This is a genomic window from Streptomyces sp. NPDC031210 (assembly GCF_055570395.1).
Window position 1 is genome coordinate 1 of the sequence record NZ_JBVIHH010000012.1, and the last position, 25,998, is coordinate 25,998.

Here is a 25,998-nt window from a genome sequence, read left to right on the forward strand (position 1 = left end):
CCCACCCCCGCCCCCCCCCCCCCCCCCCCCCCCCCCCCCCCCCCCCCCCCCCCCCCCCCCGCCCCCCCCCCCCCGCCGGAGGTTCGTTCAGTTGCCCCGGGAGTTCCGTACGGACAATCGCATGCCGGGGAAGATGAGATCGGGGTTATCGCCGATCACCTGACGGTTCAGGCGGTAGAAATCCTTCCAGCCCCATCCGTGTGCGTACGCGATGCCGCTCAGCGTATCTCCGGGATTGACGACGACGGACTGGCCGGAATGCCGGTGCCGCTTTTCTTTGTAGCGCCGTTCCTGGGGTACCTGGCGCCGGATTCGGTCGCGGGTCGGCGCGGCCGCTTCCCGGTGCGGCGCGGCGGCGCGGGGGCCGCTGCCGCGTGAGGCCGTCCCGTTCAGCCCCAGCGAGGCCGAGCAGGCCGGCCACGCGCCCCACCCCTGCCGCGCCAACACCCGCTCGGCTACCTGGATCTGCTGCTGCCGGGTCGCCTGCGAAGCGCGCGGGGCGTATGTGCCGCCGCCGTACGAGCGCCAGGTGGTGTGCGCGAACTGGAGCCCTCCCGAGAACCCGTTTCCCGTATCGATACGCCAGTTCCCCCCGCTTTCGCACCCGGCCAGGCGGTCCCACGTCCCGCCGCTCTGGGCCTCGGCCGACCCCTCGGTCGCCAAGTTCAGTGCGCCGGCCGCCAGCAGAACCGCTGCCGCCGTGATGCTCCGGACCCCACGTCCCCGGCATTCGCCCCGGCCGGTCGATACCGATACCGATACCTGCGGAAATTCCATTCTCCAGCTCCCGTCGCTCGCCGCCGCGCAGTTTTCTGGCGGCCATTCAGGAAACGTGACGCCTCGGCGGTGGATCGTCTTCGCCTTCGCCTTTTCCTTTCAGGGTCCGGCTTCGTGAAGCGAATTCCGTGAGGCGCCATGAATTGGACGAGTGAGAGACAACCATGCTCGGAGTCGGCATCGGCAGAGCGCGCGGTAGCGCCGGCGACCCCCGGTCTGCCCCCTTGACGTCGGTGGAGAGCGGGTGCCTCCACGGGGGGTACTCGCCTGAGGGGTGGGGGCGCACCGCCATCGGTGGGCTGCACACAGTGGTGGGCCATTTCGATGGCATGTTCGAGTGGGGGGCGGTTGCCGTGCGCGTCCGCCGGGGTTGGTGCACGTGCGCGGCGGGGGTTCGCACGCGCCGCGCACATGGCCGTCGGGCCGAGATGGCGACTTGCGAGCGGCGGCGTGCCGGGTACGGGGCGTGTGACGAGGGTGAGCGGCAGATAAGGGCGGAGACTCGGGGTGCCGGCCGGGGTGCGGGGCTGGGGTACAAGTCCGGGGCCGAGCCCGCATCGGGAGGCAACCTGCGTGCCGGTCGCGCGTTCTGGCGACGCTGTACGACTCCCGGCGCGGGAGGGGCGGCCCAAGGGGGAGCGTCTGCGCCGCCGTCCCGTATCCGGATCATGCGCCCCCGAGCGGCGGGCGGCGGGGGTGGGGCGGTCGGACGGCGAGGGGCATGCCCGGAGCGCACGGAAGGATGCCGTCGCGGGCAGCGGGAGGAGCGGGGCGCGTTGCCTTGGCCGGCGCGCTCCATGGTCGGGCACGTCGGGCACGTCGGGCACGTCGGGCCCGACGGGGGTGCCGGGGGTGTCGAGAACCGAGGCGGCGCTGCGTTTCACGTGCGCCACGTATCGCGTGCGCGACGTATCACCTGTGCCACGTATCAGCCGTGCCACGTATTAGCGGCACGTGGCGGGGCGTAGCCGAATGGCGAATCCGGAAGCGCGCAAGGCGTGGGGAGTTAGGGAGAGTCGGCGGTGGGGAGATCAACAATTGCGTGCCGTAATCGCATTCGGCGGTGGAGGGAGGCAGCGAGGCGAGGGGTGAGGCGAAGAAGTGCGGCCATGACGCGAGCGGACGAATTGGTCGGTGGCGGTGTGGTGGGCGTCGCCGGCCGCATAGAACCCCGGTCTGCCAGTGCCGGTGCCGGTGCCGGTTCCGGTGCGGTGGGCGCCCCGCGCCGGTGCCCGTGCCCCTACCCGTCGATCCGGCCCGCTGCGGGCGGCACCGCCCGCCTCGCTACGACGGGAATTCGCTCGGCGGCACGGTGCTCGTGCTGGCGTTGCCGCCGATCACCTTGTTCAGGGTGAAGGTCAGCACTGTGTACTGCGTTCCGCCCGCGACCCGGACGGTACGAAAGTTCGCCCGGTCGTCAAATTTCTCGAAACCGCACCGACGCGTGAAGGACCGCCTGCCGCCGTTCCAGTCCTCCCCGGTGGTGAAGTACACCGTGTACGAACCGCTGTTGACGCTGCGCACGGTGGCATGGGAACCGTTGCGGACGTACACGGAGAACGCCGTCCGCTCGCCCCGCGTCAGGGTGACCACGGCATCGGTGCCGGTGCCGTTGTTGATGGTGAGGCGCCCGAGGCCGCCCCGGCTGCCGTCGCGGACGAAAGTGCCGTTGCCCAGGCGGCGATGCCGGGCCTTTTCGGTGCGCGGCAGCCGCAGGGCGGCGTCGTAGCCGAGGGCGGTCAGCGCGCGACTCGCGTCCCGCACGTTCTTCGGGCTGTCGGCCGTGCCCAGTTCGACGCGCGGGGAGGTGGCGCAGCGGCCGCCGTCGCCGCGGGCGCTCTTGAGGTCATCGCCGAGGCCGCGAAGGGACGCCGCGAGTTGGCTGTTGCCGGCGGTGGCGTCGACCGGTGCGGCGACCGCGTCGAGAGCGTTGGCGGCGGCGACGGCCTTGTCGGCGGCCGTTTGGAGCGCCTGGTCCAGTGGTCCGCCCTCGCGCGCGCCGTCGACCGCTCGCAGTGCGGAGTTCAGGGGGCCGAGGGCGGTGGTCAGGGCGCGCCGGTAGGCGGCGGGATCGACGGTCGGTGTCGGGCTGACGGACGGTGTCGAGACGGCCGTCGGACTGCCGGAGCCGTCTGGCGGGGCAGCGGCGTCCCCGTCCGCTGCCGAACAGGCGGCCAAGGGAGAGAGGGTGACGACGAGGAGGGCGCTGAGGAGGGGCGACCGGTGAGTCCGTCGACGCCTTGTCGTGGGACGGTGAGATGGCGATCTCGTGGGGCTTTGAGATGCCGATCCGCCGTTTGATCCGCTGTTTGAAGGGTGACGCCGGGGTGGTGGGGCGGCGGCCGCCCAGATGGCGTCGGTACCAGGTGTCTCCTGTGTCACGCGCACAGACGGGTGCCTCATGACTTTCCCCCGTTTTCCCCGAACCCGGCTGCTGCGCCGGAAGGACCAGGTTTCTCCCAGGGGAGGGGGCTGTCAAGACGGTAACTGGGCGGTTGGTGCGCCGGGTTGGCGCCCTTGGTGCGCGCTGAGCGGCGCGGGCGTACCGGGTGTACGGGGGCGGGGTAGCACGATGTCTGAATACCGCCGGAGCTTTGGGCGGGAGGCGTACAGGCTGGGTTGTGCAGCAGTCGGTGTCACGGTGGTGGCCGCATCGAGGTCGGTCGGTCTTCGCGGCTCCATCCTGGGGGAAGCGCATGAGAACAACCGGCACGGAGGGACCTCGCCGGAACGGACGGATACGGGATCCGCGAGGTATACGGGATCCGCGATGTGCCCGGCATCCGAAATCTGCACGGCATCCGCAATCGGCGTGGCATCCCCGATGTCCATGGCATCCGCGATGTACACACTGATCGGGCGTGACGGTCGGCCGTACCGCAGCGCCACCCCGGGCACGCTGGGTGGTTACCGGCGGGGGAAGCTCTACGGGCGCCTCGACTGTCCCTCCGCACTACGAGCCATCGCCCGTGGTCACTACGTGCGTCAACGCGTCTTCTTCGCCGATGAGGAGACCGCCGTCGCGGCGGGGTACCGGCCCTGCGCGGTGTGCATGGCCGGTCAGTACGCCCGGTGGAATGCCCGGAGAAGGGCGGTCGAGGACGGCCTTCGCCCGTGACCGGGCCCCGAGTCAGTACGGCATCCGAAGCCCGCCCGGCCGGTGCCGTCCCAGCGAAGTGAGTTGAGCGCGTGAGCAGTACATCCAGCAGCACGGCGGCGGTCCAACCATCCCCTCGCCAGCCCGTTGCGCCGCAGTCGCCCCAGTCGCCCCAGTCGCCCCCCGAGTCACCGGATCCCACGGCGGTGGTCGGTGAGGACGGGCTCGCGCGATGCCATTGGGCCGTCTCGCATCCGCTCAACACGCGGTATCACGACACCGAGTGGGGACTTCCGGTGCGCGGTGAGCAGGCGCTGTTCGAGCGGATCAGCCTTGAGGCGTTCCAGGCCGGGCTGAGTTGGCTGACGATCCTCGCCAAACGGCCGGCCTTCCGGGCGGCGTTCGACGGGTTCGCCCCGGACGCCGTCGCGGCGTATACGGACCGGGACATCGAACGCCTCATGGGCGACGCCGGCATCGTGCGTCATCGCGCGAAGATCGAGGCGGCGCGTACCAACGCCCGGGCCGTGGTGGCTCTCCGCGAGCACGGCGGACTCGATCGGCTGATCTGGTCACACAAACCCGAACGCACCCCGGTGCCCCGGACCGTCTCCGAGGTCCCGACGCGTACCGCCGAGTCGAAGGCGCTCGCCGCCGAACTGCGCTCCCACGGCTTCCGGTTCGTCGGACCGACGACCAGCTACGCCCTCATGGAGGCCATCGGCCTGGTCGACACGCACCTGGTGGGGTGCCATCGGCGCGGATCCTCCGGACAGCACGCCCCGTAGGCCCGCCCAGCAGGCACGGGCGAGTGAGTCAGTGAGTCATCGAGGGGCTGGGGGCTCGCGGCCGGCCGGTGCTTGAGGGCGGGTGGCGGTCTTCTTCGGAGGAGTGGAAGCGTCCGCGTATACGGTCTCCGGTCGGCCGGGTGGGCGGTTTTCCAGGTTCCGCTTTGCGTGACGGGCTGCCGGCCCGACAGAAAACCTCGGGGATTTTCCCAATCGGCTTGAAATCCTGTGGCGCAGGATTCATTATCGCGGTGACTCTCATTCGCGCTGGGTCATTGAGCACCCGTGCCGGGGGAGTCCAGGATCCGGGGGGAGATCTTTTCTTTGGTGCGCCATGCGCTCTGTCTGTCCGCGACAAATATTGATCGTGGCGATCGCACCTTCGGCCCTGATGGCGTACGCGCCGACGTCCGCTGCTGCTTCGCGGAAAGACCCGGATTCCTGATCTCGCGGGAACGGGTAAGCCCAGGGCATTTAACTCAGGAAGGGCTCGACACCAGCCATGACGAATGATCACGAGAATGTGGAGCGCAACGGGAAGCCGCACGGGTGTGGGCCCCAAAAGGCTCCCGCCGCCGAGTTCGGTGCGGCGAGGATCGCGGAGGCCGATCCACGGTACGTGGATCTCGTGCGCGGGGTGAACCAGCGATGGGTCGGGCGGCCGGAATCCGTGCGGGTGGTCGACTCCACCCAGCAGGTCGTGGCCGTCGTACAAGAGGCCGTGCGGGAGGGCAAGAAACTGACGGTCCGTGGTGGCGGACACTGCTATGAGGACTTCGTCTTCAACGCCGACACCCAGATCGTGCTCGACATGTCGGAGATGACGTCGATCTACTACGACGACCGGTTCTCCGCCTTCGCGATCGAGGCCGGAGCGACGCTGCTCGACGTCTACGAGCGGCTGTACAAGGTGTGGGGCGTCACCCTCCCCGGCGGAATGTGCTACTCGGTGGGCGTCGGCGGCCACGTCAGCGGTGGCGGATGGGGCATGCTCGCCCGCCAGCACGGCTTGATCGTCGATCACCTGTACGCGGTCGAGGTCGTCGTGGTCGATGCCAAGGGCCACGCCCGCACGGTGGTCGCCACGCGTGAGGAGTCCGACCCCAACCGGGAACTGTGGTGGGCCCACACCGGCGCCGGCGGCGGCAACTTCGGGGTGATCACCCGCTATTGGTTCCGGTCCCCGCAAGCCACCGGCCGCCAGGCCGAACAGGCTCTCATCAAGCCGCCGAGCGAGGTGTTGCTCAGCGCGGTCGCCTGGTCCTGGCAAGACATGACCAAGGAAGCGTTCATCAGGCTCGCGCGGAATTACGGGGCGTGGCACGAGGCGGAGGAGAACGCCGCGCCGGGAAGCCCCTACAGCGGATTGATGAGTTCGCTGCTGCTCAATCACCGGTCGAACGGCCAGATTGGGCTCGTGTCCCAAATGGACGCCACAGCTCCGCACGCGGAAAAGCTGCTGGAGGCCTATATCGCCGCGGTCACCGAGGGCGTCGATCTCACGCATGAACCCGTCACCAATACGATGGGTGAACACAAGCCGATGCCGCAATACCACAGGCCGCAGCGGATGCCGTGGTTGCAGGCCACGCGCTACATGGGCACCACGAACAACACGCTCGTCGACCCGACTCTGCGGGCGGACTACAAGTCCACCTACAACAAGCGGAATGTCACCGACGCGCAAATCGAGGCGATGTACAAGCATCTGGCGCAGACGGACCTCAACAATCCGCGTGCCATGGTGCAGTTCAGTTCCTTCGGCTGCGCGGTGAACGCGGTGAAGCCGGCGGCCACCGCGAGCGTGCACCGCGACTCGCGCTTCAAGCTGCTCTACCAGACGTACTGGAACAACCCGGCCGACGATGCCGCGAACATCTCCTGGCTGCGGGACTTCTACGAGGACGTGTACAAGGAGACGGGCGGGGTCCCGGTCCTCGACGACGTCACCGACGGCTGCTACGTCAACTACGCCGACATCGATCTCAACGATCCGCGGCACAACACCTCCGGGGTGCCTTGGTACACGCTGTACTTCGGGGCCAACTATCCGCGTCTCCAGCAGGTCAAGGCGAAGTGGGACCCGGGCAACCACTTCAGCCACGGGCAGTCGGTGCGACTGCCGTAGCCCGGTCGGCCCTGCCGTCACGCGTCCCGCCCGGGGCTGGTTGCCCCGGGCGGGACCGCGGCGAGAGGGCGGCCGGGAGGGTCAGGCGCCGAAGCCGCCGTCGATGTCCAGGCTCGCGCCGGTGACGAACGCCGCCTCGGGGCCCGCGAGATACGAGACCATCGCGGCGATTTCCTCCGACTTGCCGAACCGGTCCAGAGCCATCCAGCCGAGCATGCTGCTGGCCATGGGGCCGTCCGAGGGGTTCGCGTCCGTGTCGGTCGGGCCGGGCTGGACGTTGTTGACGGTGATGCCGCGCGGGCCCAACTCACGGGCCAGGCCGCGGGTCAGCCCCGCTATCGCCGCCTTGGTCATGCCGTAGACGGAACCCCCGGGGAAGGGGATGCGGTCGGCGTTGATACTGCCGATCGTGATGATGCGGCCGCCTTCCGGGAGATGCCGGAGCGCCTCGCGGATGCCGACGACCACCCCGCGGACGTTGACGTTGATCATCGTGTCGATGTCTTCGAGGGGCATCTGGTCCACGGGAGCGAACGTGCCGCCCCCGGCGTTGTTCACCAGGATGTCCAGGCCGCCGAGGCTTCGTACGGTCTCGGTGACGGCGGCCGCGATGTCCTCGTCCTTGCCGCTGTCGGCCCGGATGACCGTCACCCGCCCGCCCGCGGTGCGGATGCCGGCGGCGACCTCCTCGGCGCGGTCCTTGGAGTGGGAGTAGGTCAGCGCCACGGCGGCGCCGTCGGCCGATAATCGCTGGGCGATGGCCGCCCCGATGCCTCGGGATGCCCCGGTGACCAGGGCGACCTTCCCGTTGAGCTGGTCCGTCATGTGAAGTGTCCTCTCAAAGGTGCGTGAGCATGTGGGTGTGAGGGGTGGCTGACCGCTGCTGTGTGCGGCTCAGGATTTCGCGGGCGTGGTGCCGCGCTCGGCGGGTGGCAGGAAGAGGGCGACGACCGCGCCGGCCGCACAGATTCCCAGCGTCCACCAGAAGGCTCCGCCGAAGGCATCGGTGATCGGCCCGGCGAGATGAGGTGCGGATGCGACCGACGCCGAGGAGCCGGACGGGCCCAGACGGCTGGTGAGCTGCTGCTGGACGACGACGGCCAGCAGCGCGGTGCCGACGGAGCCGCCCAGTTGGATAGAGGCGATCAGAGCACTGCTGGCGCGACCGGTGTTCTCCGGGGCGATGCTGGTGAAGCCCGTGGACAGCGCCGGGGCCAGGGTCGTGCCCAGGCCGACGCCGCGAACCAGGAGCGCGATGACGAGCAGCGCGGTGTCGTCACCAGGATCGAGCTGGGTGTACGCCAGGGTGCTGACCGCCGCGAGTGCCATGCCCGCGAGGACGACGGCACGGGGGCCGTACCGGGCGACGAGACGGCCCACGGCCGGCAGGATCAGGACCGTGCCGATGCCCTGCGGGGCGAGCAACAGGCCCGAGGTCCACGCGTCGAAGCCGCCGGCCTGCTGGAAGAAGAGCGGCAGCAGGAACATCATGCCGTACACCGAGGCGCCGAACAGGAACGAGCCGAGCGCGGCGGCGGTGAACCGGCCGGTGGCGAACAGCCGCACATCGATGAGGGGAACGCCCCGCATCCGCAGAGCGTGCAGTACGTACGCCACCAACAGCACGGCGCCGACGGTGAAGGAGACCCACACGACCGGTGCGCCGATACCTCCGCCCGCGGCCACCTGGGAGAAGCCCAGCAGCAGCCCGGCCAGAGCCGCGGGCAGCAGCGCGAGTCCGGTCACGTCGAGCTGGGAGACGGGGCGCTCGGCGCGGGGCGGGTCGGTGGGCAGGATGCGCTGCGCCATCACCGCGCACAGCAGGCCCAGGGGGACGTTGAACCAGAACAGCCAGCGCCAGTCCAGGCTGTCCATGAGGACGCCGCCGACCATGGGGCCGAAGACCGGGGCGAGCGTGATGGGGATCTGGATGAGGCTGAGCACCGTCGTGGCGCGTTTCGGGCCGGCCGCGCGGGCCAGCATCGTGAGCATGATCGGCTCGAACATGGCGGCGCCGATGCCCTGGACCACCCGGGAGCAGATCAGGGTGCCGACGGACGTGGCGACGGCGGCCAGGACGCAGCCGGTGAGGTAGACGACGAGTGACGCCTGCCAGAGCGTCTTCTCCCCGAAGCGGTCCATCGCCCAGCCGGCGATCGGGATGGCGACCGCGAGCGCCAGGAGGTAGGCGGTGCTCACCCATTGCACGGTGGACAGCGGCACCGAGAACACCTCGGAGAGGCGTCCCATGCCCACCGACACGATCGTGGTGCTGAGCAGGGCCAGGACGGCGCCCAGGGCCAGTGTCGAGCCGATGGGCAGCAGGCCCGTCTCCGCCTGCTCACCTCCCTCGGGCCGCTCTGCGATCGGCGTGCTGTCGGCTTCCGGCGGTCGTTTCGCCGCGGTCTCTTCCATCGTTACCTTCCGTGCTGTCAGTGCGTTCCGTGCCGTGGGCAGCTCAGGTGTGCTCGCGGCCGGCGGGGAGGGTGGTGCGGGCGGGTGCGTTCCCGGGGCGTGGGCCGCCTCGTCAGCCGGCTGGTTCCTCGCCGGGCTCCCAGCCGTAGCGCGCGGCGGCGTCCACCACGGGCCCGAACCGGTCCGGCGTCCACGGCTGGGCCTGCTCGCCGGGCCTGGCCTGGTCGCCGGCCTCCAGGAAGAACTGGTCAAAGCCCGCGGGGGTGAACAGGAACACCATCCGGGCCACATGCAGGCCGGTGTTCTTGAAGCGGTGCGTTATCCCCCGCGGTATGAAGACGAAGTCGCCCTGGTGGGCGGTGAAGGTGCGGCCGGAGTCGAGGACTTCGAGCTCGCCCGAGAGCAGGTAGTACGCCTCGTCCTCGCGGGTGTGGACATGCGCGGCGGGGCCGCAGCCGGGAGGCACGGACGCCTCCAGGAAGGCCAGCGCGCCACCGGTGTTGGCGTGGCTCGCCTTGACGGTGTACGTGTCGCCGTCGACCCAGACCGTGGGGCCCTGTCCGGCGGGCACATGGAGCACGCCTTTGGGGCGCTCCGGCCGGTCTTCCTTCCCGTGCGTCATCGTTGCCTCGGTCATGGAGCCTCCAGCTCGGGTGAGGTGCGGAAAGGGAGCCGGCACTCTGCGGAGCGGCCGGTTCAGTGCGATTCACAGGGGAAACACCACTCGGCCCGGATGGGTTGCATCGCGGGCCGAGCGGTGGTGCGCGAGGGGTGCGTCGCGGGGTCCGGCCGGCGGGCCCCGCGACGTGTCTCAGCGGGCGAGCCAGCCGTCCCGGCCCAGGCGCCGGACGACGGTGCGGCTGGTGATCTGCCGCTGGGTGGCGGCGGCGCTCAGGCCGCCGCGATCGGCCAGCGGATCGAGGCGCCCCAGCAGCCGCAGCGCCCCGCCGGCCGGATCTATTTCGACGAGGTCGCGGGTGCACAGCCAGCCGCCCGGGTCGCGTCCGCCGTCCGCGAGGAACCGCGCGGGAGGCTCCTCCGGGGCCAGATACGGGGAGCCGGGCAGCCGTACCTGAAGTTCCCCCGAGACCAGCCGGACCTGCACGCCGGGCGCCGGAACGCCGACCGTGCCGGGCCCGTGCCTGCCGTCCGCGTCGACGGCGATGATGCCCGTCTCGGTCGTTCCGTACGCCTGGCCGATCCGAATGCCGAAGCGTTCCGCGAAACGCGTGTGGACCCGCCGGTCCAGCACGTCGCCGGCGGACAGGGCCATCCGCAGCCTTGGCAGTTCCGGTGGGTCGTCCTGCGCGGCGAGGGCCGCGAAATGGGCGGGCGCCCCGAGGACGGCGGCGACGTCATGGGCCCGGCAGGCGCCGAGGACCGCGGGGCCGCCGGTGTTCGGGGCGAAGACGGCGACGGCCCCGGTGTTCATGGCGTGCAGCAGACCGCCGATGAGCCCGAAGGAGTGCTCCGGCGGAGTGAGGAGCAGCGCTTTCTCGCCCTCGCGGGGCATGCCGCCGATCGCCCGGAACCGGCCGAGTTCGGTGGTCAGGGAACGCGGCGTCCGGCCGATGGCCTTGGCGGTTCCGGTGCTGCCCGACGTGAACTGGACCAGGCAGTGCGCGGTCTGGGCCGGGCGGCCGCCGATGAGACGGCGGACGAGGACCTCGCACTCGTCGTGGAAGGTGCCGTCGGCCCAGCCGGGGGCGTCGAAGGAGAGGTGGAACTGCGGACGGCAGCGGTCCAGGAGGATGCCCAGTTCCCGGCCGCGCAGGCCGGGCCCCATCAGCAGGACCTGAGCGCCGCACGACCACAGCGCCAGGAGCGCCCACATCTGGGTGAAACTGCGGGCGCCCTGGAGCGCGACGGTGTTGCCCTCCCCGATGCCGTACGACTGGAGGGTGTGGCGCAGGGAGTCCACCTGGGAGCGCAGTTGTCCGTAGGTGACCGTGCCGCGGGCGCACGCCCACGGTGCGTCGGGCGGGTGCCGGGCGAGCAGCCGGGCACCCCACCATTCGGGGTCCCGGCGGTTGTGGAGGGGCACCGTGGCTCAGCCTTCCCGCTCGCGCCTGAGCTCCAGGCGCTCGTAGCCCTCGTGCCAGGGGCGGCGGCGTTCCACCGCGGCGCAGGCGGCGACGACCCGCCGCTCGTCGAAACGGCGGGCGGCGACCTGGAGGCCCACCGGGAGCCCGGCCGGGGTGTAGCCGGCGGGGACCGTGGCGGCGGGGCTGCCGATGAAGTTGTACAGGCCCGTCAGGCACCAGCCGACGAGCGGGTTGACGCGCTGTCCCGCGACCTCGGAGGGGCCCACAGTGGTGCGGTCGGAGGCGTTGGGTATCCGCGCCACCGACGTCACCGGGCTGACGATGAGGTCGTACTGGTCGAAGACGTCCTCCAGGGAGTCCAGGAGCTCGGTGCGCAGGATGTCTTCGAGGCGGTAGTCGACGGCCGAGGGGCGTCCGCCCATCTCCAGGAGTTCCAGATAGGTGGGCGCCATGCGGTCGCGGTGGGCGAGCACGTCCACGCCGGCCCGCCGCATCCGTGTGATGAACTCGACCTGGCGGACGGCCTGGAGACGTCGCCACAGCGCGGTGAACTCCTGGTGCGGGCGGGGCAGTTTGATGTCGACCTCGACGACCTCCGCGCCGTCGTCGATGAGGGCGCCGAGAGACTCCTTGACGACCGCGGCCACCTGCGGTTCCACGGGGAATCCGCCGAGGTCGGGGGAGTAGGCGACGCGCAGGCCGGTGAGCGGGCGGTGCAGGGCGTCCGAAAGGCGCTCGGGTGTCGCGGGGAGCGAGTAGGGGTCCCGGGGGTGCGGGCCGGCCATCACCTCGAACATCAGCACGCCGTCCTCGACGGTGCGGGTGACCGGGCCGTAGCACACCATGGGGTTGAGCAGGCCGAACGCGTTGGGCCGCACCACGGTGGGCACCCGTCCGAAGGTGCCCATCAAGGCGAACACCCCGCACAGCGCGCCCGGGACGCGCAGCGAACCGCCCGCGTCGGAGCCTTGGGCGAGGGGCACCAGCCCTTCGGCGACGGCGGCGGCGGCGCCACCGGAGGAGCCGCCGGCGTTCGCGGTCAGGTCGAAGGGCGTACTGGTCGGCCCGAACAGGAAGTTGTCGGTGATGGCCTTGTGGCCGAATTCCGGGGTGTTGGTCTTCCCGATGACGATGGCGCCGGCCCGCAGGAGCCGTTCGGCGCTCACGCCGCTGGCCTTGGGCACTTCGTTCTCGAAGGCGTACGAGGCCTGCGTGGTGCGGATTCCCGCCACCGGGTCGAGGTCTTTGATGCCCACGGGCAGTCCGTGCAGCGGGGGCAGGGGGTTGCCGGTGAGCACCTCGCGTTCGGCGCGCCGCGCGGCGTCCAGGGCCTGGTCGGCGCAGACGGTGACGAAGGCGTTGACGGCGGGGTTGCGGCGCTCGATGCGGTCGAGGCACGCCTCGACCAGTTCCACCGGGGACAGCTCCCGGCGGCGGATCATCCCGGCGAGGCGGGTGGCCGGCTGATAGGCGAGTTCATCCATGGTTCGACATCCCTCCAGTTCGAGCGCGGACGGCTCGCGCGCCCCGTATGGGCCGGGCGTACGGGGCACACGAGCCGGCGCACCGGTCCTACTTCTCGACGCAGAACTCGCCCACGGGCCAGCCGACATGGCGCTGGTCGGTGGCCAGGTAGCCGATGAGCTGGTCACCCTTCTGGAGTTCGGTGACGTTGCGCACCGCGTCACCGGGGCCCAGTACCCGTACGTGCCAGTCGTCCTGGACGGCGAGGCTGACGAGGGTGCCGTCGTCGGCGCGGGTCTTGATGGTGAGCAGCGGGCGCGATTCGAGCTTGACGCGTCCGACGACGACGCGCCGGGTGCGCCCGGTGGTGCTGACGGCCAGGACGGTGGCACCGGCGCCGAGTTCGCTCAGGTAGTTGGTGCGGTTGTCGGTGCCCAGGACGTAGGACTGCAGGGCGCCGGCGTTGACGCGGAACGGCCGGGTCGGCATGTAGGGCAGCGGGTGCGTCTCACTGGAGCACAGGATGAAGCCGTGCGAGTAGGAGCCGACGAGGATGCCCTCGTCCTTGTGCAGATAGCTGCAGGTGTCGACGCAGACCCGGTCGCCCAGGCCGCTGTGCTCGATGGACTCCACGGTGAGCTGGGTGAGTTCGAGCGGCGGGGTGTCGGTCTGGAGGAGCTCGGCGAGTTCGAGCACCTCGGCGACGGAGCCGGGCGCGAGGAGGACGCCTTCGGAGCCCTTCTCCAGCACATCGAGGATGATCTTCGCTTCCTCAAGCGTGTCCGCCCGGCAGATGAGCTGGCCGGGAGCCTTGTCGGCCGCCGCGATCACGATCTCCAGCGGGATCTTGGTGGGGTCCTTGAAGGTGACCACGGTGTAGGGCAGGGCACGGGCGGCCGAGCACGCCAGGGTGAGCGAGGCGTCGTCGACGACCGGGACATGGGCGGCGACGGAGTCCTGCCCGGCGTGGGCCCTGCCCTGCAGTGCGGCGAGGCCGCGGTCATCGGTGACGTCGGTGAGCTGTACGTCGTAGCCGTCCCAGCCTTCGTCGCCCCCGTCACCGGGCGCCGCGGCGACCAGCACCTTGCGCACGGTCGGGGGGAGGGTGGCCAGGATCTCCGGTCCGTCGTCGACGATGCCGTCGATGCGGGCGTGCACGGCCGCCTCGACCAGCGCCGTGCGCTGGTCGGCGGGGACGGAACGGATGTCAATCCAGGCGAACTTCACATCGCACCTGCCAGTTCGGGTAGGGAGGGTGTCTTCGGGACGGATTCGGGTCGCGGGGTGTGGACTGCGGCGGCGAGCGTGCGTACCGCCTGTGCCGGGTCGGGACTGTGGAAGACGCGGCGGCCGATGGCCAGGCCCCGGCAGCCGGCGGTCATCGCGAAGTGGGCGAAGTCGGCGAGATCGCGGCTGTCGGCCTGGCCGCCGGCCACGACGACCGGGATCGGCGTCTTGGCGACGATGTTGGCCATGTCCTCCGCCGAGCCCGCCGCGACGGTCTTGACCAGGTCGGCGCCGAGGTCGACGGCGATGCTCACCACATGCGCCAGGAGTGCGGGGTCGCGCGGATCCTCGATGCGCGGCCCCCGGGCGTACATCATCGCCAGCAGCGGCATGCCCCACCGGTCGCAGCTCGCCGCGACGGCACCGAGGTCGGCCAACTGCCGTTTCTCGCTGTCGGAGCCGACGTTGATGTGCACGCTGACGGCGTCGGCCCCGGCGCGCACCGCTTCCTCGACCCCGCCGACGAGGACCTTGGCGTCGGCGTCGGGGGCGTGCGGTGTGCTGGCGCTGAGGTGGACGATCAGGGCGGCGCCCGTCAGCAGGTCCGGTTCGATGGAGCGGGCGCGCCCTTTGTGGACGACGATGGCGTCCGCGCCGGCGGCCACCACGTCACCGACGATCCGGCTGAACCGGGAGGCGTCGGCGATGGGGCCGTCGGCCACGGAGTGATCCATGGGGATGATGAGAAACTTTCCGTCGCCTGGCCTGGAGAGCCGGGTGAGACGTAAGGATTTTCCGCTCAGAGGTAGTAGGGGCACAGCACCCTCCGTCAGCACGGGTGATACGGGAACCGTCAGTCGGAACTGCGGATTGATAAAGATCCGGAGAAGGTGAATTCATCGGAAACGGGCCACGCCGGCCGGGGAAATGATTTCCCGGCGCTGCGGTTTCGGCCCGGGTTCCCTCCCGCCGGATACAGATTCTTAAGGCCCGGCGGCGCCCTGGGCAAGATCCTGAGGGCTCGGGTGCCCCGCAGCGGACAAGTCGGCGGCTACAGCGGTACTTCGTCGGACGGGCGGCACCAATTCCCGGGAAAAGGCAACCCGTTGGGTCTCGCCGGTGTTCTGCGGGTGTCCGTGTCCGAAGGGGCACCGCGCCTGTGAAGGAGGGGCCGATGACGAACGACACGCCGCCGCGCATCGCTGTGGTCGGAGGAGGGCTGGCGGGTCTGACGCTCGCGCTCGCGCTGCACCGAGCCGGGCTGGAGTGCCGGGTGTACGAGCAGGCGCCCCAGTTGGGCGAGGTGGGGGCGGGCGTACAGCTAGGGCCGAGCGCGACCAGGCTGCTGCACCGCCTGGGGCTGGAGTCCGCGCTGCGGGCGCGGGCCGTGGTGCCGGCGGCCATGGAGTTCCGCCGCTGGGCGGACAGTTCGGTGATCAGCCGCGGACCGCTGGGCGCGCGCTGCGAAGAGCGCTACGGCGCCCCGTACTACGCGCTGCACCGCGCCGACCTGCACCGGATACTGGCCGACGCGCTGCCGCCCGGCACGGTGCGGCTCGGCGCGCGGTGCACCGGCGTGGAGGAGGGCACGGACGGCGTCGTGCTGCGGTTCGCGGACGGCTCGCAGGCCGTCGCGGACGCCGCGGTCGGGGCGGACGGCATCCACTCGGTGCTGCGCGGTGCCCTGGTGGCCGATCAGCCGCGTTTTTCCGGCCAGGCCGTCTACCGGGGACTTGTCGACAGCGGGCGGGTGCCCGCTCTGGTGGCGGAGCAGCGGGTGCTGCTGTGGCTGGGCCCTGGGCGGCACTTCGTCTGTTATCCGGTGTCGGAGGGCAATCTGGTCAACTTCGTGGCCACGGTGCCCGCCGACGGCTCGGGGGACGAGTCGTGGTCGCGGCGGGGCCGGACCGAGGAGCTGGCGGCGGCGTACGAGGGGTGGTGCGCGGACGTCACGTCCGTCATCGGCGCGGCGGACGAGGTCAGTCTCTGGGCGCTGCACGACCGGGCCCCGATCGAGCGGTGGAGCACCGAACGCCTCACGCTGCTGGGCGACTCGGCGCATCCGATGCTGCCGTTCCTCGGGCAGGGCGCCAATCAGGCCGTCGAGGACGCCGTGGCCCTGGCGGCCTGTCTGCGGGACGCCGCCCCGGGGGCGCTGTCGGCGGCGCTGGCGCGCTACGAGGCGATACGCCGCCCGCGGACCACCCGGGTGCAGGAGAGCTCCCGGGGCAACAGCACGGCGTTCCACCTGCCCGACGGTGACGCGCAGCGCGAGCGCGACGCGCGGATGGGCACTCCGGCTCCGGACCGGCAGGACTGGCTCTACGGATACGACGTCGAACGGGCCCTGGCGGATCGTCAGCCGGTCTGACCGTCGAGACCGGGAAGGGAGGATTCCCTTTCCGGCGTGATTCCGGTCCTCTGGACGCCTCCTGGCTCCGGGGGACCGGTTTCATGTCGGCGACTGTCCGAATTCCTCTCGTGGATGATCGTACGTGCGGTGAAAGCTTGGCCGGAATCCTTACCGGCCTTCGGTGGTCTCCCGTGCCGGGTGATCAAGGTTTTCGGGGAGTTCCCTGAGGTCGGATCCCACGCGCCCGTGAGGTGATCGCCGCTGTCAATTCTCCTCCCTGGCCTATGGAACACCGCGGTGGCCTGAAAGGTTGCGGACCGCTCGCTTCAGGGACGCCATTCAAGTCAAACCACCGGGAATGATCATTTGCCGATCTGCCCTCGCCCTGGCCCGTACCAGCCGCCGACACTTCGCCCACCAGGGAGTATGCCGTACCAACCGGTCATTGAAGACTTCCATCCATGACTCGCGCTTTAGTTTCCATTTGCCTATCTTTTAGTTGCCGGATCTTTGGCGCTTGAGGTTCGCTGGGGCCGGGTCCGGAAAACGTGCGGGGGCACCTTCGCGCGATCAAGAAACAAGCTTGGCCGAATAGCTTGTTCTGATCGCCGGCCGGACTGTTCGACGTAACGGGGGGTTCAAGACCGGGCCCAGGGCCGGAGTGAAGCGGTTTCGGATGACTGCGTCTGCGCACTCACCGCGCCGGAAGGCGTCTATCCGTTTTCGCCCCGCCCTGTGAGCGGAATTCTTCCCACCGGCAATCCAGCACGTACCGCGCCAGAGCAGGCGCGCGGCCCTACCGCCGCGCGTCCAACGGAGGAGCTCTAGTGATCGCTACCGAGTGCGCCACCAGACAACCTGACCTCTCGTTACCGACCGGAATGCCGGCCACCGGCACCACCCGGAAACCCGCGCCCGACGAGGCCGCCACCGGGCACATACCAGGCCCGCTGTCCACGGTCGGTGCCTGGGGGGCACCGCCCACCGCCGGACAGCGGGTCCCCTGCACCGACGACCGCCGGCTGCTGGCCGCACTCGCCGAGCTGGGGGAGCGGATCGGCCCGCTCTTCGCCCGCCCCGAACCCCGCGCGCAGGCCATGCAGTACGCGCTCGGCCTGCTCGCCGACGGCGGACGCAGCACCACCTGGCAGCTTGCCCAGCGGGTCGGGGACGCGTCGCCGTGGCGCATGCAGCGCCTGCTCACCCGCGCCCGGTGGGACGCGGACGCGGTGCAGGACATCGTCCGCGGCTACCTCTCAGAGCGCCTGGGCCATCCCGACGGGATGCTCGTCCTGGGCCGGAGCGACGCCCTGAAGAAGGGCGCGAAGACCGTCGCCGCGGCCCGCCAGTACACCGAGGTCACCCACCGGGTGGAGAACTGCCAGACCGCCGTCATGACCGCCTACCTCTCGCCGCACGGCCGCGCCCTGATCGACCGTGAGCTGCACCTTCCCGAGTCCTGGACCGACGACCCGCAGCGGTGCGTCAAGGCCGGAGTCCCCGAGGAACGCCTCGCCTACCGGCCCGAACCCGAGCTGGCCCGCACCATGATCGAGCGCGCCAGGAGGGCGTCCGTGCCCTTCCGGTGGGTGTGCGGGGGGCAGGACTACGGCCGCGACGAGGCGCTGCGCGCCTGGCTGGAGGAGAACGGCATCGGCTATGTGCTCGCCGTGCCGGCCGGACGCCTCGACGCCGCGTCGACCGCCGCCGCACTGCCCAAGCAACGCTGGTGGACCTCCCCGGGAGAGCCGGGCGACACGGGCGCCGCTCCCGGCAGATGGGCACGCGTGCTGGCGCCGGGTGCCCCGCACTGGGGACCCGCCGCGCCCCCCTGCGACGGATTCGCGCGCTCCGTTCTGCTGCACCGCGGACCGGGCGCGCAGCGGACCGAGTGCTACCTGGTGCACGCCCCTGAAGGAACGTCACCTCACGCCATGGTGAGCGCCGCCTCGGCCACTCACCAGGCGCGGCGCTATCTGGACACCGCGCGGCTGCACACGGGTCTGGACCGGCACGAGATCCGTACGTGGACCGCTTGGTACCGGCACATCACCCTCTGCCTCCTGGCCCTGGCCGCCCGTACGGTCGCCATGGACCTGGCCGGCTGAGCGCGGCCGGACCGGCGCCCCGGCACCGTCAGCCCGTCACGCGCGGGCGAGGTGCCGGGGCGTCACCCGTGCCGGTTCCCGTCGCCCCTCGCGGTTTCCGTCGTCCCCCGCGCTTTCCGTCGTCGTCCCGGTCCGACGCCCGCCGCGTCGCGCCGCCGACGGCGTCCTGCGCCCGGCCCCGGCTAAGTCCCCTTTTCCCGCCGGGCGTTCGGTCGAATCCTGGAGGCGCAGGTTCACGGAATTTCCAAGTACCGCAGTAGGAGCACACTCGGAAAGCGTATACCGCCGGCTCTTGCCCGGCCCCGCACCGGATGGTGTTCTAAGTGGAGACCGACCCGCTTCGCCCCCATGGGCATTGCACATACCAGCGGCCGTCATTTCGGAAATTTATTCCGGAGGAGTGTGCACACACTGCCATGAGTATTTCCGCTAACTCCCTGACCAACGGGAATACAGAATTCCGGGACGAGGAATTCGTCGCGCTCGACGCCAACGGGTCTCCCGGCCTGCGTCTGGCGCTCGCCTCGTTGCAGACACAGGCGCAGGAGCTGAACCGGCTGGTGACCGCCACGGTCGACGCCATCGCCCGGCCCCGGGAGTCCTTCTCCCCCCACTCCGCGGCCTTCGCCGAGATCGCCACCCGTACGATCCCGCGCTGGCACTTCGCGATGCTCAACGACACCGAACGCAACGACGCCCTGATCGTGGCATTGGAGCGCCGGATCCCGGCCGGTGCCCACGTCCTGGACATCGGCACCGGCACCGGCCTGCTGGCCATGGCGGCAGCCCGCGCCGGCGCCGGACGGGTCGTCACCTGCGAGGAGAACCCGCTGCTCGCCGAGATCGCCCGCCAGATCATCGCCGGGCACGGCATGTCCGACGTCATCACCGTGGTCAACAAGCGCTCCACCGACCTGGTGATGGGCAGCGACCTCGAACGCCCCGTCGACGTCCTCATCTCCGAGGTCGTCGACTGCGGCCTCATCGGCGAGGGACTGCTGCCCACGATGCGGCACGCCCGTGCCGAGCTGCTCGCCCCCGGCGGAGTCCTGATCCCGGGCGCCGCACGGCTGTACGGCCAGCTCATCCAGAGCGAGGTGGCCTGCGGCCTGAACCGCGTGGGCAACGCCGGCGGATTCGACGTATCGCTGATGAACGTGGCGTCGACCAGCGGCCACTTCCCCGTACGGCTGCACACCTGGCCGCACGAGGTCCTCTCCGGTCCCGTCGAAATGCTCGACTTCGACCTGCTGACCGGCCCGCTGGAAGGCGGCAGCCGCGTCGTTCCGGTGCCCGTCACCGCCGCCGGGCCGGCGCACGCGCTGGTCGCCTGGTTCGAACTGGACCTCGGCTCCGGCGTCGTGCTGCGCAACTCGCCCGACAACGTCGGGTCCCACTGGATGCAGGCACTGATCCCGTTCGACAAGCCCGTCCCGGTCAACCCGGGCGACCTGCTGGACGTGGAACTGCACTGGACGGACTACAGCCTCTCCGCGCGCTGAGCGTCCGCACCCACCTCACAGGAAGGCCGACCTGATCCGATGAGCCACACTCCGTTCCCCTACGAGCCGTTCGCGCTGCACGGCCAGGAACTGCGCGACGCGGTCGTGCGCTACGCGAGCAACCCCATTTACCTCGACAACGAGGAGTGGGAGAACAGCGACAACCCCTACCGGCGGCAACTGCGCCCGCAGGTGCTCGCCCACCTCGACCTCGACCGCGTGCCGGGGCGCGAGGAGATACTCAACTACACCAGCCTGGCCGTGCAGCGGCTGCTGACCACCATCTACGAAGCCGACCTGGTCTTCCTGCCCAAGTCGGGCCTGAAGGGCAAGTGGGAGGACTTCCAGCGGTTCTACAGCCCCACCAACCGGGTGCTGGGGGAGATGATCCGGCCCGCGCTGGAGCGGTACGCCTTCGGCTTCCTCGACGAGGAGGTGGAGACCTCCGGGACGTGGACGGCCGAGAGCCTGGAGACGTACCTGGAGTCGCTGCACGCCCATGACCCCGCGCCGGCGTCCCTGACGGAGAAGGCCATCGCCGACTCCACCGACCGCGAGCGCGCGGCCCGCATGTGGCTCATACAGTTCGCCCCGGACTTCCTCTCCGAGGCCTCCCCGATGATCCGCAACGTCCTCGGCTACTACGGCGCCGCCCAGTCCGAGTGGTTCAAGATCATCATCGATGAGTACGGCTACGGCGTCCATGACACCAAGCACAGCCAGCTCTTCGAGCGCACCATGGAATCCGTCGGCCTCGAAACCGATGTCCACCGGTACTGGCAGTACTACCTCAACAGCAGCCTGCTGATGAACAACTACTTCCACTACCTGGGCAAGAACCACGAACTGTTCTTCCGGTACGTGGGCGCGCTCTACTACACCGAGGCCACCCTCGTCGACTTCTGCCGCCGGGCCACCGCCCTGCTCAAGGACGTCTTCGGCGACCGCGTCGACACGCAGTACTTCACCGAGCACGTCCACATCGACCAGCACCACGGGCGGATGGCCCTGGAGAAGCTGATCCGCCCGCTCGTCAAGGAACACGGCGAGCAGGTCATCCCCGAGATCGTCCGGGGCATCGAGGAGTACCGCCGCATCCAGGAACTCGCCGACGAGGACTTCGCCACCCAGATCGCCTGGATGGACAACGGCCCCGAGTTCAAGAAGCTGCACGCGCCGGTCTGGGAGGCGATCGAGTCCGGCCGGGTCACCGCCCCGGTCGCCGACATCGTCGAGCCGTACGGCGAACTGTCCAACACCCACTGCCACGACGGCGACGAGCTGTGCCACATCGTGTCCGGGACGATGAAGTTCGTCTCCGGCTTCGACTCGCACCAGATCCTCGAAGCGGGCGAGGGCACCGTCATCCAGCGCAACCGCCTGCACGGCGCGATCATCGAATCCGAGGAGTGCGTCTACCAGATCCACTCGGTGGGGGACTACAAGAAGTGCATGTAGTCACCTTCTCCGTGGCCGGTACCAACAACTGCGCGGTGGTGGCCGGCGAGCCGTACGTATACGCCCGGACCGACGAGGGGTCCTTCGTGATGCGGGCCCGCTGCCCGCACCGCGGCGGCCCCCTGCACCTGGCCGAACTCTCCGCCGAACGCAACCGGCTGGTGTGCCCCTGGCACGACCGCAAGACGTCGCTGACCCGCCTGCGGCAGGAGATCCCCGCCGTACGCAGCGGCGACACCGTCACCGCGGTCCTGCCCGGCGCGCCCGGGGCCGAGGTCGGCCTCGAACACCGGCCGCTCTCGGCGGACCTGGCGGGCTGACCGGCCGGCGCGGCCGGGACGGCGAGCGTCCCGGCCGCCGCCGACCGCTCCGGCCCGCGACCGCGCCCCCACCCCACCGAGCGGACAAGGAACACGCTGTGTCCTCCTCTCCTTCCGGCGGCCCGGCCGTCATCGTCGACCCGTTCTCCTCCGGCGGCCTGTACGCCCCGGCCTTCCGCGCGGCGGGAGTACCGGCCGTGGCGGTCGTCTCCTATCCCCAGATCCCGCCGGCCTATGCCGGTTCCTTCCGCCCCGAGGACTTCGACGAGGTCCTGACCTGGAGCCCGGACGAGAGCGCGCTGGTGGCGCGGCTGCGCGCGCTGGGCCCGCGCTGCGTCCTGCCGGGCGCCGAGATCGGCGTGGAACTCGCCGACCGGCTGGCGGCGCAGGTCGTCCCCGACGTGGCGAACGTCCCCGCCCTGGCGGCCGCCCGCCGCCATAAGTACGCGATGGCGCGGGCCGTCGCCGCTGCCGGGCTGCCCGTGCTGCGGCAGCTCTGCTCCGACGATCCGGACGAGGTCGCCGCCTGGATCGACCGGGAAGGGCTGGCCGGCCGCGACCTGGTGGTGAAGCCGCCGAAGAGCGCGAGCACCGACGGCGTGACCCGGATCGCCGGCGGCCGCGGCTGGCGCCAGGAATTCCAGGCCCAGTTGGGGAAGCTGAACCAGTGGCAGATCCGCAACGACCAGATGCTCGTGCAGGAGTACGCCACCGGCACCGAATACGTCGTGGACGTCTTCAGCCACGCGGGCACCCACACCGTCACCGACGTCTGCCGCTACCGCAAGGTCGACAGCGGCGGGCAGATGGCGGTGTACGAATCCATGGACTGGCTGCCCGAGACCCATCCCGAGGTGTCGCAACTGGTCGGTTACACCCGGGGCGTGCTGGACGCGGTGGGCTTCCGCTGGGGAGCCGCGCACGTCGAGGTGATGATGACCGCCGACGGGCCGCGGCTGATCGAGGTCAACGCCCGTCCGCACGGCGGCGGCCAGCCCGGCTTCTGCCGCGTCGCCACCGGCGACAGCCAGGTCGACCGGGCGGTGGCCCACTTCACCGGCCGGGGCCCGGTGCCCACCGGCTACACACTGCTCCGGCAGGTGCGCGTGGTGTTCCTGATCAGCCGGTCCGCCGGAGTGGTCCGCAACGCCGAAGTCCTGGCGGACATACCCGAGGTGGCGAGCCATCACTTCTCGACGGTGCCGGTGCGTACCGGCGACCGCATCGCCCCGACCAAGGACCTGCTGGGCACCCTCTCTCTCGGCTTCGTGGTGCTCGCCCACGACGATCCAGCCCAGCTCGACGCCGACCACGCCGCGATCCGCCGGATCGAGGCGCTGCTGAAGGTGGAACCGGAGGCGGACGCGGCATGAGCGACGCGGGACCGGCGGCCACCGCCTGCTCACGCGGGCCTCGCGCGTCCGGCCCGCGCACCTCCTCTCTCCGGACGTCCTCTTTCCCGGCGTCCCCGCGCGGTCGTCGCGCGAGCCGCTCATGATCAGCGCATGGTTCCTGGGCAGCGCCCTGCTGGTGATCACGACACCCGGGCCGGACGCGGCGCTGGTCACACAATTGGTGCTGCGCACCGGGCGGCGCGCCCCCGCGCTCGCCGCGTCGGCGGGCATGCTCACGGCGGGCGCCGCCCACGCGGCGCTCGCCATCAGCGGCGTCTCCCTCGTGCTGGCCGGCCGGCCGGAGCTGTTCACCGCCGTCCGCTGGTGCGGCGCGGCGCTGATGCTCCTGTGGGGCGTACGCGCCCTGCGGTCCGCTCTGCGGCCTGGCCCGCCTCCGCAGGACGGGCCGGGCGACGGATCCGGCCGGCCGGCCCCGGTGTCCTTGCGGCGCTGCTGGCTGCGGGGCTTGCTGTGCACCGGCACCAACCCCAAAGTGGGGCTGTTCCTGCTGGCGTTCCTGCCGCAGTTCGTGCCGCCCGGGGAGCCCCCGGCGCGCACGATGGCGGTGCTGGCCGCCGTCCATCTGTCCCTGGCGGCGCTGTGGTTGGCTCTTTTGAGCGGCGCGGTGTATCTGCTGCGCCGCTGGGCTGCGGCGCGCCGGCCCGATGCGGGCGCCGGCCTGGGACGCGTGGTCGAGGCGGTGGTGGGGACCGTGTTCATCGGCTTCGCCGTGCGTCTGGGACTCGGATGGTGAGCGGCCGGGCCGCCGGGTCAGCCCTGGCTTTCCAGGTCGAGCAGGAATCTCTTGGCCTGGACACCGCCCGCGTAGCCGGTCAGCCGCCCCGAGGCGCCGATGATGCGGTGGCAGGGCAGGACGACACACAGGGGGTTGGCGCCCAGCGCCTTCCCCACCGCCCGGGCCGAACCGGGGCGGCGCACCGCGGCGGCCAGCTCTCCGTACGTCGCCGTCCCGCCGTACGGGACGTGTTCCCCGACCGCGAGCACGACCTCCCTGCTGAACGGGGTGGCCAGGCTCGGGTCCAGCGGCAGGGAGAAGGACGACCGCTTGCCCGCCAGGAAGGCGTCGAGCTGATCGCGCGCCTGGCGCACCACCTCCACCTGCCCGGGGCCGGCCCACGACTCCTCCACACACTCCAGCGCCCGGGTGGCGAGGCGTTGTCGTACGGCGTCGGGTGGGAAGAAACCGCAGTAGAGCAGTGCTTCCTCGGTGGCGGCGAGCGTCAGGCGGCCGATGGGCGTGGGGTGCTCCGCGACTACCACGGTGCCCACCGCTTCGGTCACTGTGCTGCGACGTGTGGTGTACATGATCTCTTCCTCCCGGATGGCGGCATGGCTGATGTGGCTCTTCCTCGGGCGGCCCGCAACGTGCCGCCGCTTCGCTCGGAGCGCGCGGGAAACCGCGCGCCGCGAGGACCTCAGGCCGCGATCGGCCGGCAGCTCTTGCAGGCGCGGTATCCCGCCTCGCGGGCGTCGCGTGCCGAGCCGAACGGCACCTGGTGGACCGGCGTGATCCGGCGCGCGTGGGCACACGTCGGATGGCAGTAGATACGGGTGGTGTCGCTGCCGAGGAACACCATCCCCAGGCGGGCGCGGCCCACCAACTCCTCGTCTATGCCCTCCGCGCCGCGCAGCACCGCGCCCACCAACGGGCCGTACCGCAGGTCGCAGGGCCCGCCGTCGTCGAACGTCACCCGGTGGCAGGGGATCAGCAACGGCACCGGATTGACCACCAGCGCCTCGGTCACCGCGGCACTGCCGGACAGCCCGGCCTCCCGTGCGACCCAGGCCAGCGGCCGCAACTGACCGCGCGGGATCGTGCGCACCGCGTCGAGCGCGGCCCGCTCCGCCGCGCTGAGCTCCGGCAGCTCGATCCGCAGACCCTTGGCGCGCCCGGTGCGCAGAGCGGTCCGCAGACCCGGCAGGGACCGGGTCGTACGGATCGCGCTCCGGCCCGTGCGGGCGAGGTGCTGCTCCTCGAACGCCTCGGGGCCGGGCAGCGTCCTGCCGAGCGCCGCTCCCGTCACGGCTTCCGCCGCATACGCGACGTACAGCCCGCCGGCGGGCGCATCGAGGTGCAGATACATGTCGTACCGATCTCTCGGGACGCCCACCCGTCGCAGCACCCGTGCGGCGAAGTCCGCCGGAGCGGGACCCGCGAGTCCCGCGAGAGCGGCCTCCAGGCCGCCGTCCGGCTGCGCGGTCCTTTCCTCACCTCGGTTCACCTCGTCACCTCCCTCAGCAACGCGACTTCAGGTTCCAGCAGTTCACGCAAGGTGCCGAGCCCTCTCGACACCTGCGCCTTGACCGTACCGACCGGGCATCCCTGCGCCTCGGCCACTTCGGCGTAACTCATCCCGACCACATGGCGCAGCACCACCGCGACGCGCGCCGCCTCAGGTAATCGGGCCAGTGCCGCGACGAGCAGGGCCCGGTCGGCGGCCGTGTCGGCCCGCTCCTGCGGCCCCGGCCCCTCGGCCGGCCAGCCTTCGCACGAGTCCTCCACCCGCGCCGCCGCGACCGGTCTTCGGACGCAGGTGCGCACGTGGTTGCGCCATACATTCGCGGCGATCGTCATCAGCCAGGCGCGGGGACGCAGCGCGCGGCGGCGCTGCGCGGAGTACCCCTGCAATGCCGTGTAGGCACGCAGGAACGTCTCCTGGCCCAGGTCGTCTGCCTCCGCGGCGAATCCCGTCACCCGGAGCAAGAAGGCATGGACCGCCCCGGCGTGGACCCTGACCAGTTCGGTGAAACCGTCGTCAAGATCCATCGCCAGACGTTCGCAGAGTGGCTCGGCTGTCTCGCTCATCACCCACACAAACACCGACGGGCTTCGCATGGTTGCACGGGCCGCTCGGGCACGGCTGCCCCAACGGCTGCCCCAACGGCTGCCGACACGGCGCG

22 protein-coding genes are annotated in these 25,998 nt (G+C 70.9%); 10 read left to right on the plus strand and 12 right to left on the minus strand.

Translation table 11 applies throughout. From position 1 onward, the window contains the following. Window positions 1-87: 87 nt before the first annotated feature. On the minus strand, window positions 88-777 hold the full coding sequence (locus tag ACZ45Z_RS21860) for a transglycosylase family protein (RefSeq protein ID WP_468364847.1): 690 nt from the start codon (window positions 775-777) through the stop codon (window positions 88-90). A 1,284-nt stretch (window positions 778-2,061) separates the two neighbouring features. Further along, entirely contained in the window at window positions 2,062-2,955 is an 894-nt protein-coding gene (locus ACZ45Z_RS21865; RefSeq protein ID WP_468364850.1) for a hypothetical protein, read from the minus strand. A 652-nt stretch (window positions 2,956-3,607) separates the two neighbouring features. Between ACZ45Z_RS21865 and ACZ45Z_RS21870 the strand changes: the two genes are divergently transcribed. From ACZ45Z_RS21870 to ACZ45Z_RS21880, 3 genes are all read left to right on the plus strand, one after another. Further along, the gene (locus tag ACZ45Z_RS21870) at window positions 3,608-3,895 is read left to right on the plus strand and encodes a metal-binding protein (protein WP_468364853.1); all 288 of its coding nucleotides are present in this window, start codon (window positions 3,608-3,610) and stop codon (window positions 3,893-3,895) included. A gap of 185 nt (window positions 3,896-4,080) precedes the next feature. Beyond that, a complete protein-coding gene (locus tag ACZ45Z_RS21875) occupies window positions 4,081-4,662 on the plus strand; it encodes a DNA-3-methyladenine glycosylase I (protein ID WP_468364855.1) in 582 nt (193 codons plus the stop codon). 637 nt (window positions 4,663-5,299) lie between these two features. Then, the gene (locus tag ACZ45Z_RS21880; RefSeq protein WP_468364857.1) at window positions 5,300-6,790 is read left to right on the plus strand and encodes an FAD-binding oxidoreductase; all 1,491 of its coding nucleotides are present in this window, start codon (window positions 5,300-5,302) and stop codon (window positions 6,788-6,790) included. 81 nt (window positions 6,791-6,871) lie between these two features. Here ACZ45Z_RS21880 and ACZ45Z_RS21885 read toward each other — a convergent pair whose 3' ends face one another. The 7 genes from ACZ45Z_RS21885 to ACZ45Z_RS21915 all read right to left on the minus strand — a co-directional run bounded on the left by ACZ45Z_RS21885 (window position 6,872) and on the right by ACZ45Z_RS21915 (window position 14,777). After that, the gene (locus ACZ45Z_RS21885; protein ID WP_468364859.1) at window positions 6,872-7,615 is read right to left on the minus strand and encodes an SDR family oxidoreductase; all 744 of its coding nucleotides are present in this window, start codon (window positions 7,613-7,615) and stop codon (window positions 6,872-6,874) included. A 69-nt stretch (window positions 7,616-7,684) separates the two neighbouring features. Next, on the minus strand, window positions 7,685-9,205 hold the full coding sequence (locus tag ACZ45Z_RS21890) for an MDR family MFS transporter (protein ID WP_468364861.1): 1,521 nt from the start codon (window positions 9,203-9,205) through the stop codon (window positions 7,685-7,687). A 112-nt stretch (window positions 9,206-9,317) separates the two neighbouring features. After that, entirely contained in the window at window positions 9,318-9,842 is a 525-nt protein-coding gene (locus ACZ45Z_RS21895) for a cupin domain-containing protein (RefSeq protein WP_468364864.1), read from the minus strand. A 174-nt stretch (window positions 9,843-10,016) separates the two neighbouring features. Beyond that, a complete protein-coding gene (locus ACZ45Z_RS21900) occupies window positions 10,017-11,249 on the minus strand; it encodes a class I adenylate-forming enzyme family protein (RefSeq protein ID WP_468364866.1) in 1,233 nt (410 codons plus the stop codon). Between the two features lie 6 nt (window positions 11,250-11,255). Then, window positions 11,256-12,734, minus strand: a complete 1,479-nt coding sequence (locus ACZ45Z_RS21905) for an amidase (RefSeq protein WP_468364868.1) — start codon at window positions 12,732-12,734, stop codon at window positions 11,256-11,258. Window positions 12,735-12,822: 88 nt separating this feature from the next. Next, window positions 12,823-13,941: a 3-dehydroquinate synthase II family protein gene (locus tag ACZ45Z_RS21910; protein ID WP_468364870.1), complete on the minus strand. Its 1,119-nt coding sequence runs from the start codon at window positions 13,939-13,941 to the stop codon at window positions 12,823-12,825. Beyond that, complete coding sequence (locus ACZ45Z_RS21915) at window positions 13,938-14,777, minus strand: 2-amino-3,7-dideoxy-D-threo-hept-6-ulosonate synthase (protein WP_468364872.1); 840 nt, start codon at window positions 14,775-14,777, stop codon at window positions 13,938-13,940. The genes ACZ45Z_RS21910 and ACZ45Z_RS21915 overlap by 4 nt, the downstream gene beginning before the upstream one ends. Window positions 14,778-15,115: 338 nt before the next feature. Between ACZ45Z_RS21915 and ACZ45Z_RS21920 the strand changes: the two genes are divergently transcribed. The 7 genes from ACZ45Z_RS21920 (at window position 15,116) to ACZ45Z_RS21950 (ending at window position 23,830) form a co-directional block, all read left to right on the plus strand. Then, window positions 15,116-16,312, plus strand: coding sequence for an FAD-dependent monooxygenase (locus tag ACZ45Z_RS21920; RefSeq protein WP_468364874.1), 1,197 nt, complete (start codon window positions 15,116-15,118; stop codon window positions 16,310-16,312). A gap of 1,025 nt (window positions 16,313-17,337) precedes the next feature. Continuing rightward, window positions 17,338-18,402 (plus strand): IS701 family transposase, encoded by a 1,065-nt coding sequence (locus ACZ45Z_RS21925; protein ID WP_468365394.1) that lies wholly within the window; start codon window positions 17,338-17,340, stop codon window positions 18,400-18,402. Between the two features lie 416 nt (window positions 18,403-18,818). Next, window positions 18,819-19,904, plus strand: coding sequence for a 50S ribosomal protein L11 methyltransferase (locus ACZ45Z_RS21930; protein WP_468364876.1), 1,086 nt, complete (start codon window positions 18,819-18,821; stop codon window positions 19,902-19,904). A gap of 39 nt (window positions 19,905-19,943) precedes the next feature. Continuing rightward, window positions 19,944-21,362 carry an iron-containing redox enzyme family protein gene (locus ACZ45Z_RS21935; protein WP_468364879.1) on the plus strand — a complete coding sequence of 473 codons (1,419 nt, stop codon included), beginning with the start codon at window positions 19,944-19,946 and terminating at the stop codon, window positions 21,360-21,362. After that, window positions 21,353-21,682: a Rieske 2Fe-2S domain-containing protein gene (locus ACZ45Z_RS21940; protein WP_468364883.1), complete on the plus strand. Its 330-nt coding sequence runs from the start codon at window positions 21,353-21,355 to the stop codon at window positions 21,680-21,682. The genes ACZ45Z_RS21935 and ACZ45Z_RS21940 overlap by 10 nt, the downstream gene beginning before the upstream one ends. A gap of 98 nt (window positions 21,683-21,780) precedes the next feature. Then, window positions 21,781-23,055, plus strand: coding sequence for an ATP-grasp domain-containing protein (locus ACZ45Z_RS21945; RefSeq protein ID WP_468364885.1), 1,275 nt, complete (start codon window positions 21,781-21,783; stop codon window positions 23,053-23,055). 121 nt (window positions 23,056-23,176) lie between these two features. Continuing rightward, the gene (locus ACZ45Z_RS21950) at window positions 23,177-23,830 is read left to right on the plus strand and encodes a LysE family translocator (protein ID WP_468364887.1); all 654 of its coding nucleotides are present in this window, start codon (window positions 23,177-23,179) and stop codon (window positions 23,828-23,830) included. A gap of 17 nt (window positions 23,831-23,847) precedes the next feature. On the opposite strand, the gene ACZ45Z_RS21955 is transcribed toward ACZ45Z_RS21950, so the two are convergent. The 3 genes from ACZ45Z_RS21955 to ACZ45Z_RS21965 form a co-directional block, all read right to left on the minus strand. Beyond that, a complete protein-coding gene (locus ACZ45Z_RS21955) occupies window positions 23,848-24,402 on the minus strand; it encodes a methylated-DNA--[protein]-cysteine S-methyltransferase (RefSeq protein ID WP_468364890.1) in 555 nt (184 codons plus the stop codon). Window positions 24,403-24,512: 110 nt separating this feature from the next. After that, window positions 24,513-25,319, minus strand: a complete 807-nt coding sequence (locus ACZ45Z_RS21960) for an MGMT family protein (RefSeq protein ID WP_468364892.1) — start codon at window positions 25,317-25,319, stop codon at window positions 24,513-24,515. Beyond that, on the minus strand, window positions 25,316-25,933 hold the full coding sequence (locus ACZ45Z_RS21965; protein WP_468364894.1) for an RNA polymerase sigma factor: 618 nt from the start codon (window positions 25,931-25,933) through the stop codon (window positions 25,316-25,318). Before ACZ45Z_RS21965 ends, ACZ45Z_RS21960 begins: the two co-directional genes overlap by 4 nt. Window positions 25,934-25,998 lie beyond the last annotated feature (65 nt).

Excerpts from the sequence above, each read along its gene's own strand:
- ACZ45Z_RS21860 (WP_468364847.1), bottom strand. The coding sequence starts at position 777 with ATGGAATTTCCGCAGGTATCGGTATCGGTATCGACCGGCCGGGGCGAA.
- ACZ45Z_RS21870 (WP_468364853.1), top strand. The coding sequence starts at position 3,608 with ATGGCATCCGCGATGTACACACTGATCGGGCGTGACGGTCGGCCGTAC.
- ACZ45Z_RS21885 (WP_468364859.1), bottom strand. The coding sequence starts at position 7,615 with ATGACGGACCAGCTCAACGGGAAGGTCGCCCTGGTCACCGGGGCATCC.
- ACZ45Z_RS21890 (WP_468364861.1), bottom strand. The coding sequence starts at position 9,205 with ATGGAAGAGACCGCGGCGAAACGACCGCCGGAAGCCGACAGCACGCCG.
- ACZ45Z_RS21895 (WP_468364864.1), bottom strand. The coding sequence starts at position 9,842 with ATGACCGAGGCAACGATGACGCACGGGAAGGAAGACCGGCCGGAGCGC.
- ACZ45Z_RS21905 (WP_468364868.1), bottom strand. The coding sequence starts at position 12,734 with ATGGATGAACTCGCCTATCAGCCGGCCACCCGCCTCGCCGGGATGATC.
- ACZ45Z_RS21920 (WP_468364874.1), top strand. The coding sequence starts at position 15,116 with ATGACGAACGACACGCCGCCGCGCATCGCTGTGGTCGGAGGAGGGCTG.
- ACZ45Z_RS21930 (WP_468364876.1), top strand. The coding sequence starts at position 18,819 with ATGAGTATTTCCGCTAACTCCCTGACCAACGGGAATACAGAATTCCGG.
- ACZ45Z_RS21935 (WP_468364879.1), top strand. The coding sequence starts at position 19,944 with ATGAGCCACACTCCGTTCCCCTACGAGCCGTTCGCGCTGCACGGCCAG.
- ACZ45Z_RS21950 (WP_468364887.1), top strand. The coding sequence starts at position 23,177 with ATGATCAGCGCATGGTTCCTGGGCAGCGCCCTGCTGGTGATCACGACA.
- ACZ45Z_RS21955 (WP_468364890.1), bottom strand. The coding sequence starts at position 24,402 with ATGTACACCACACGTCGCAGCACAGTGACCGAAGCGGTGGGCACCGTG.
- ACZ45Z_RS21965 (WP_468364894.1), bottom strand. The coding sequence starts at position 25,933 with ATGCGAAGCCCGTCGGTGTTTGTGTGGGTGATGAGCGAGACAGCCGAG.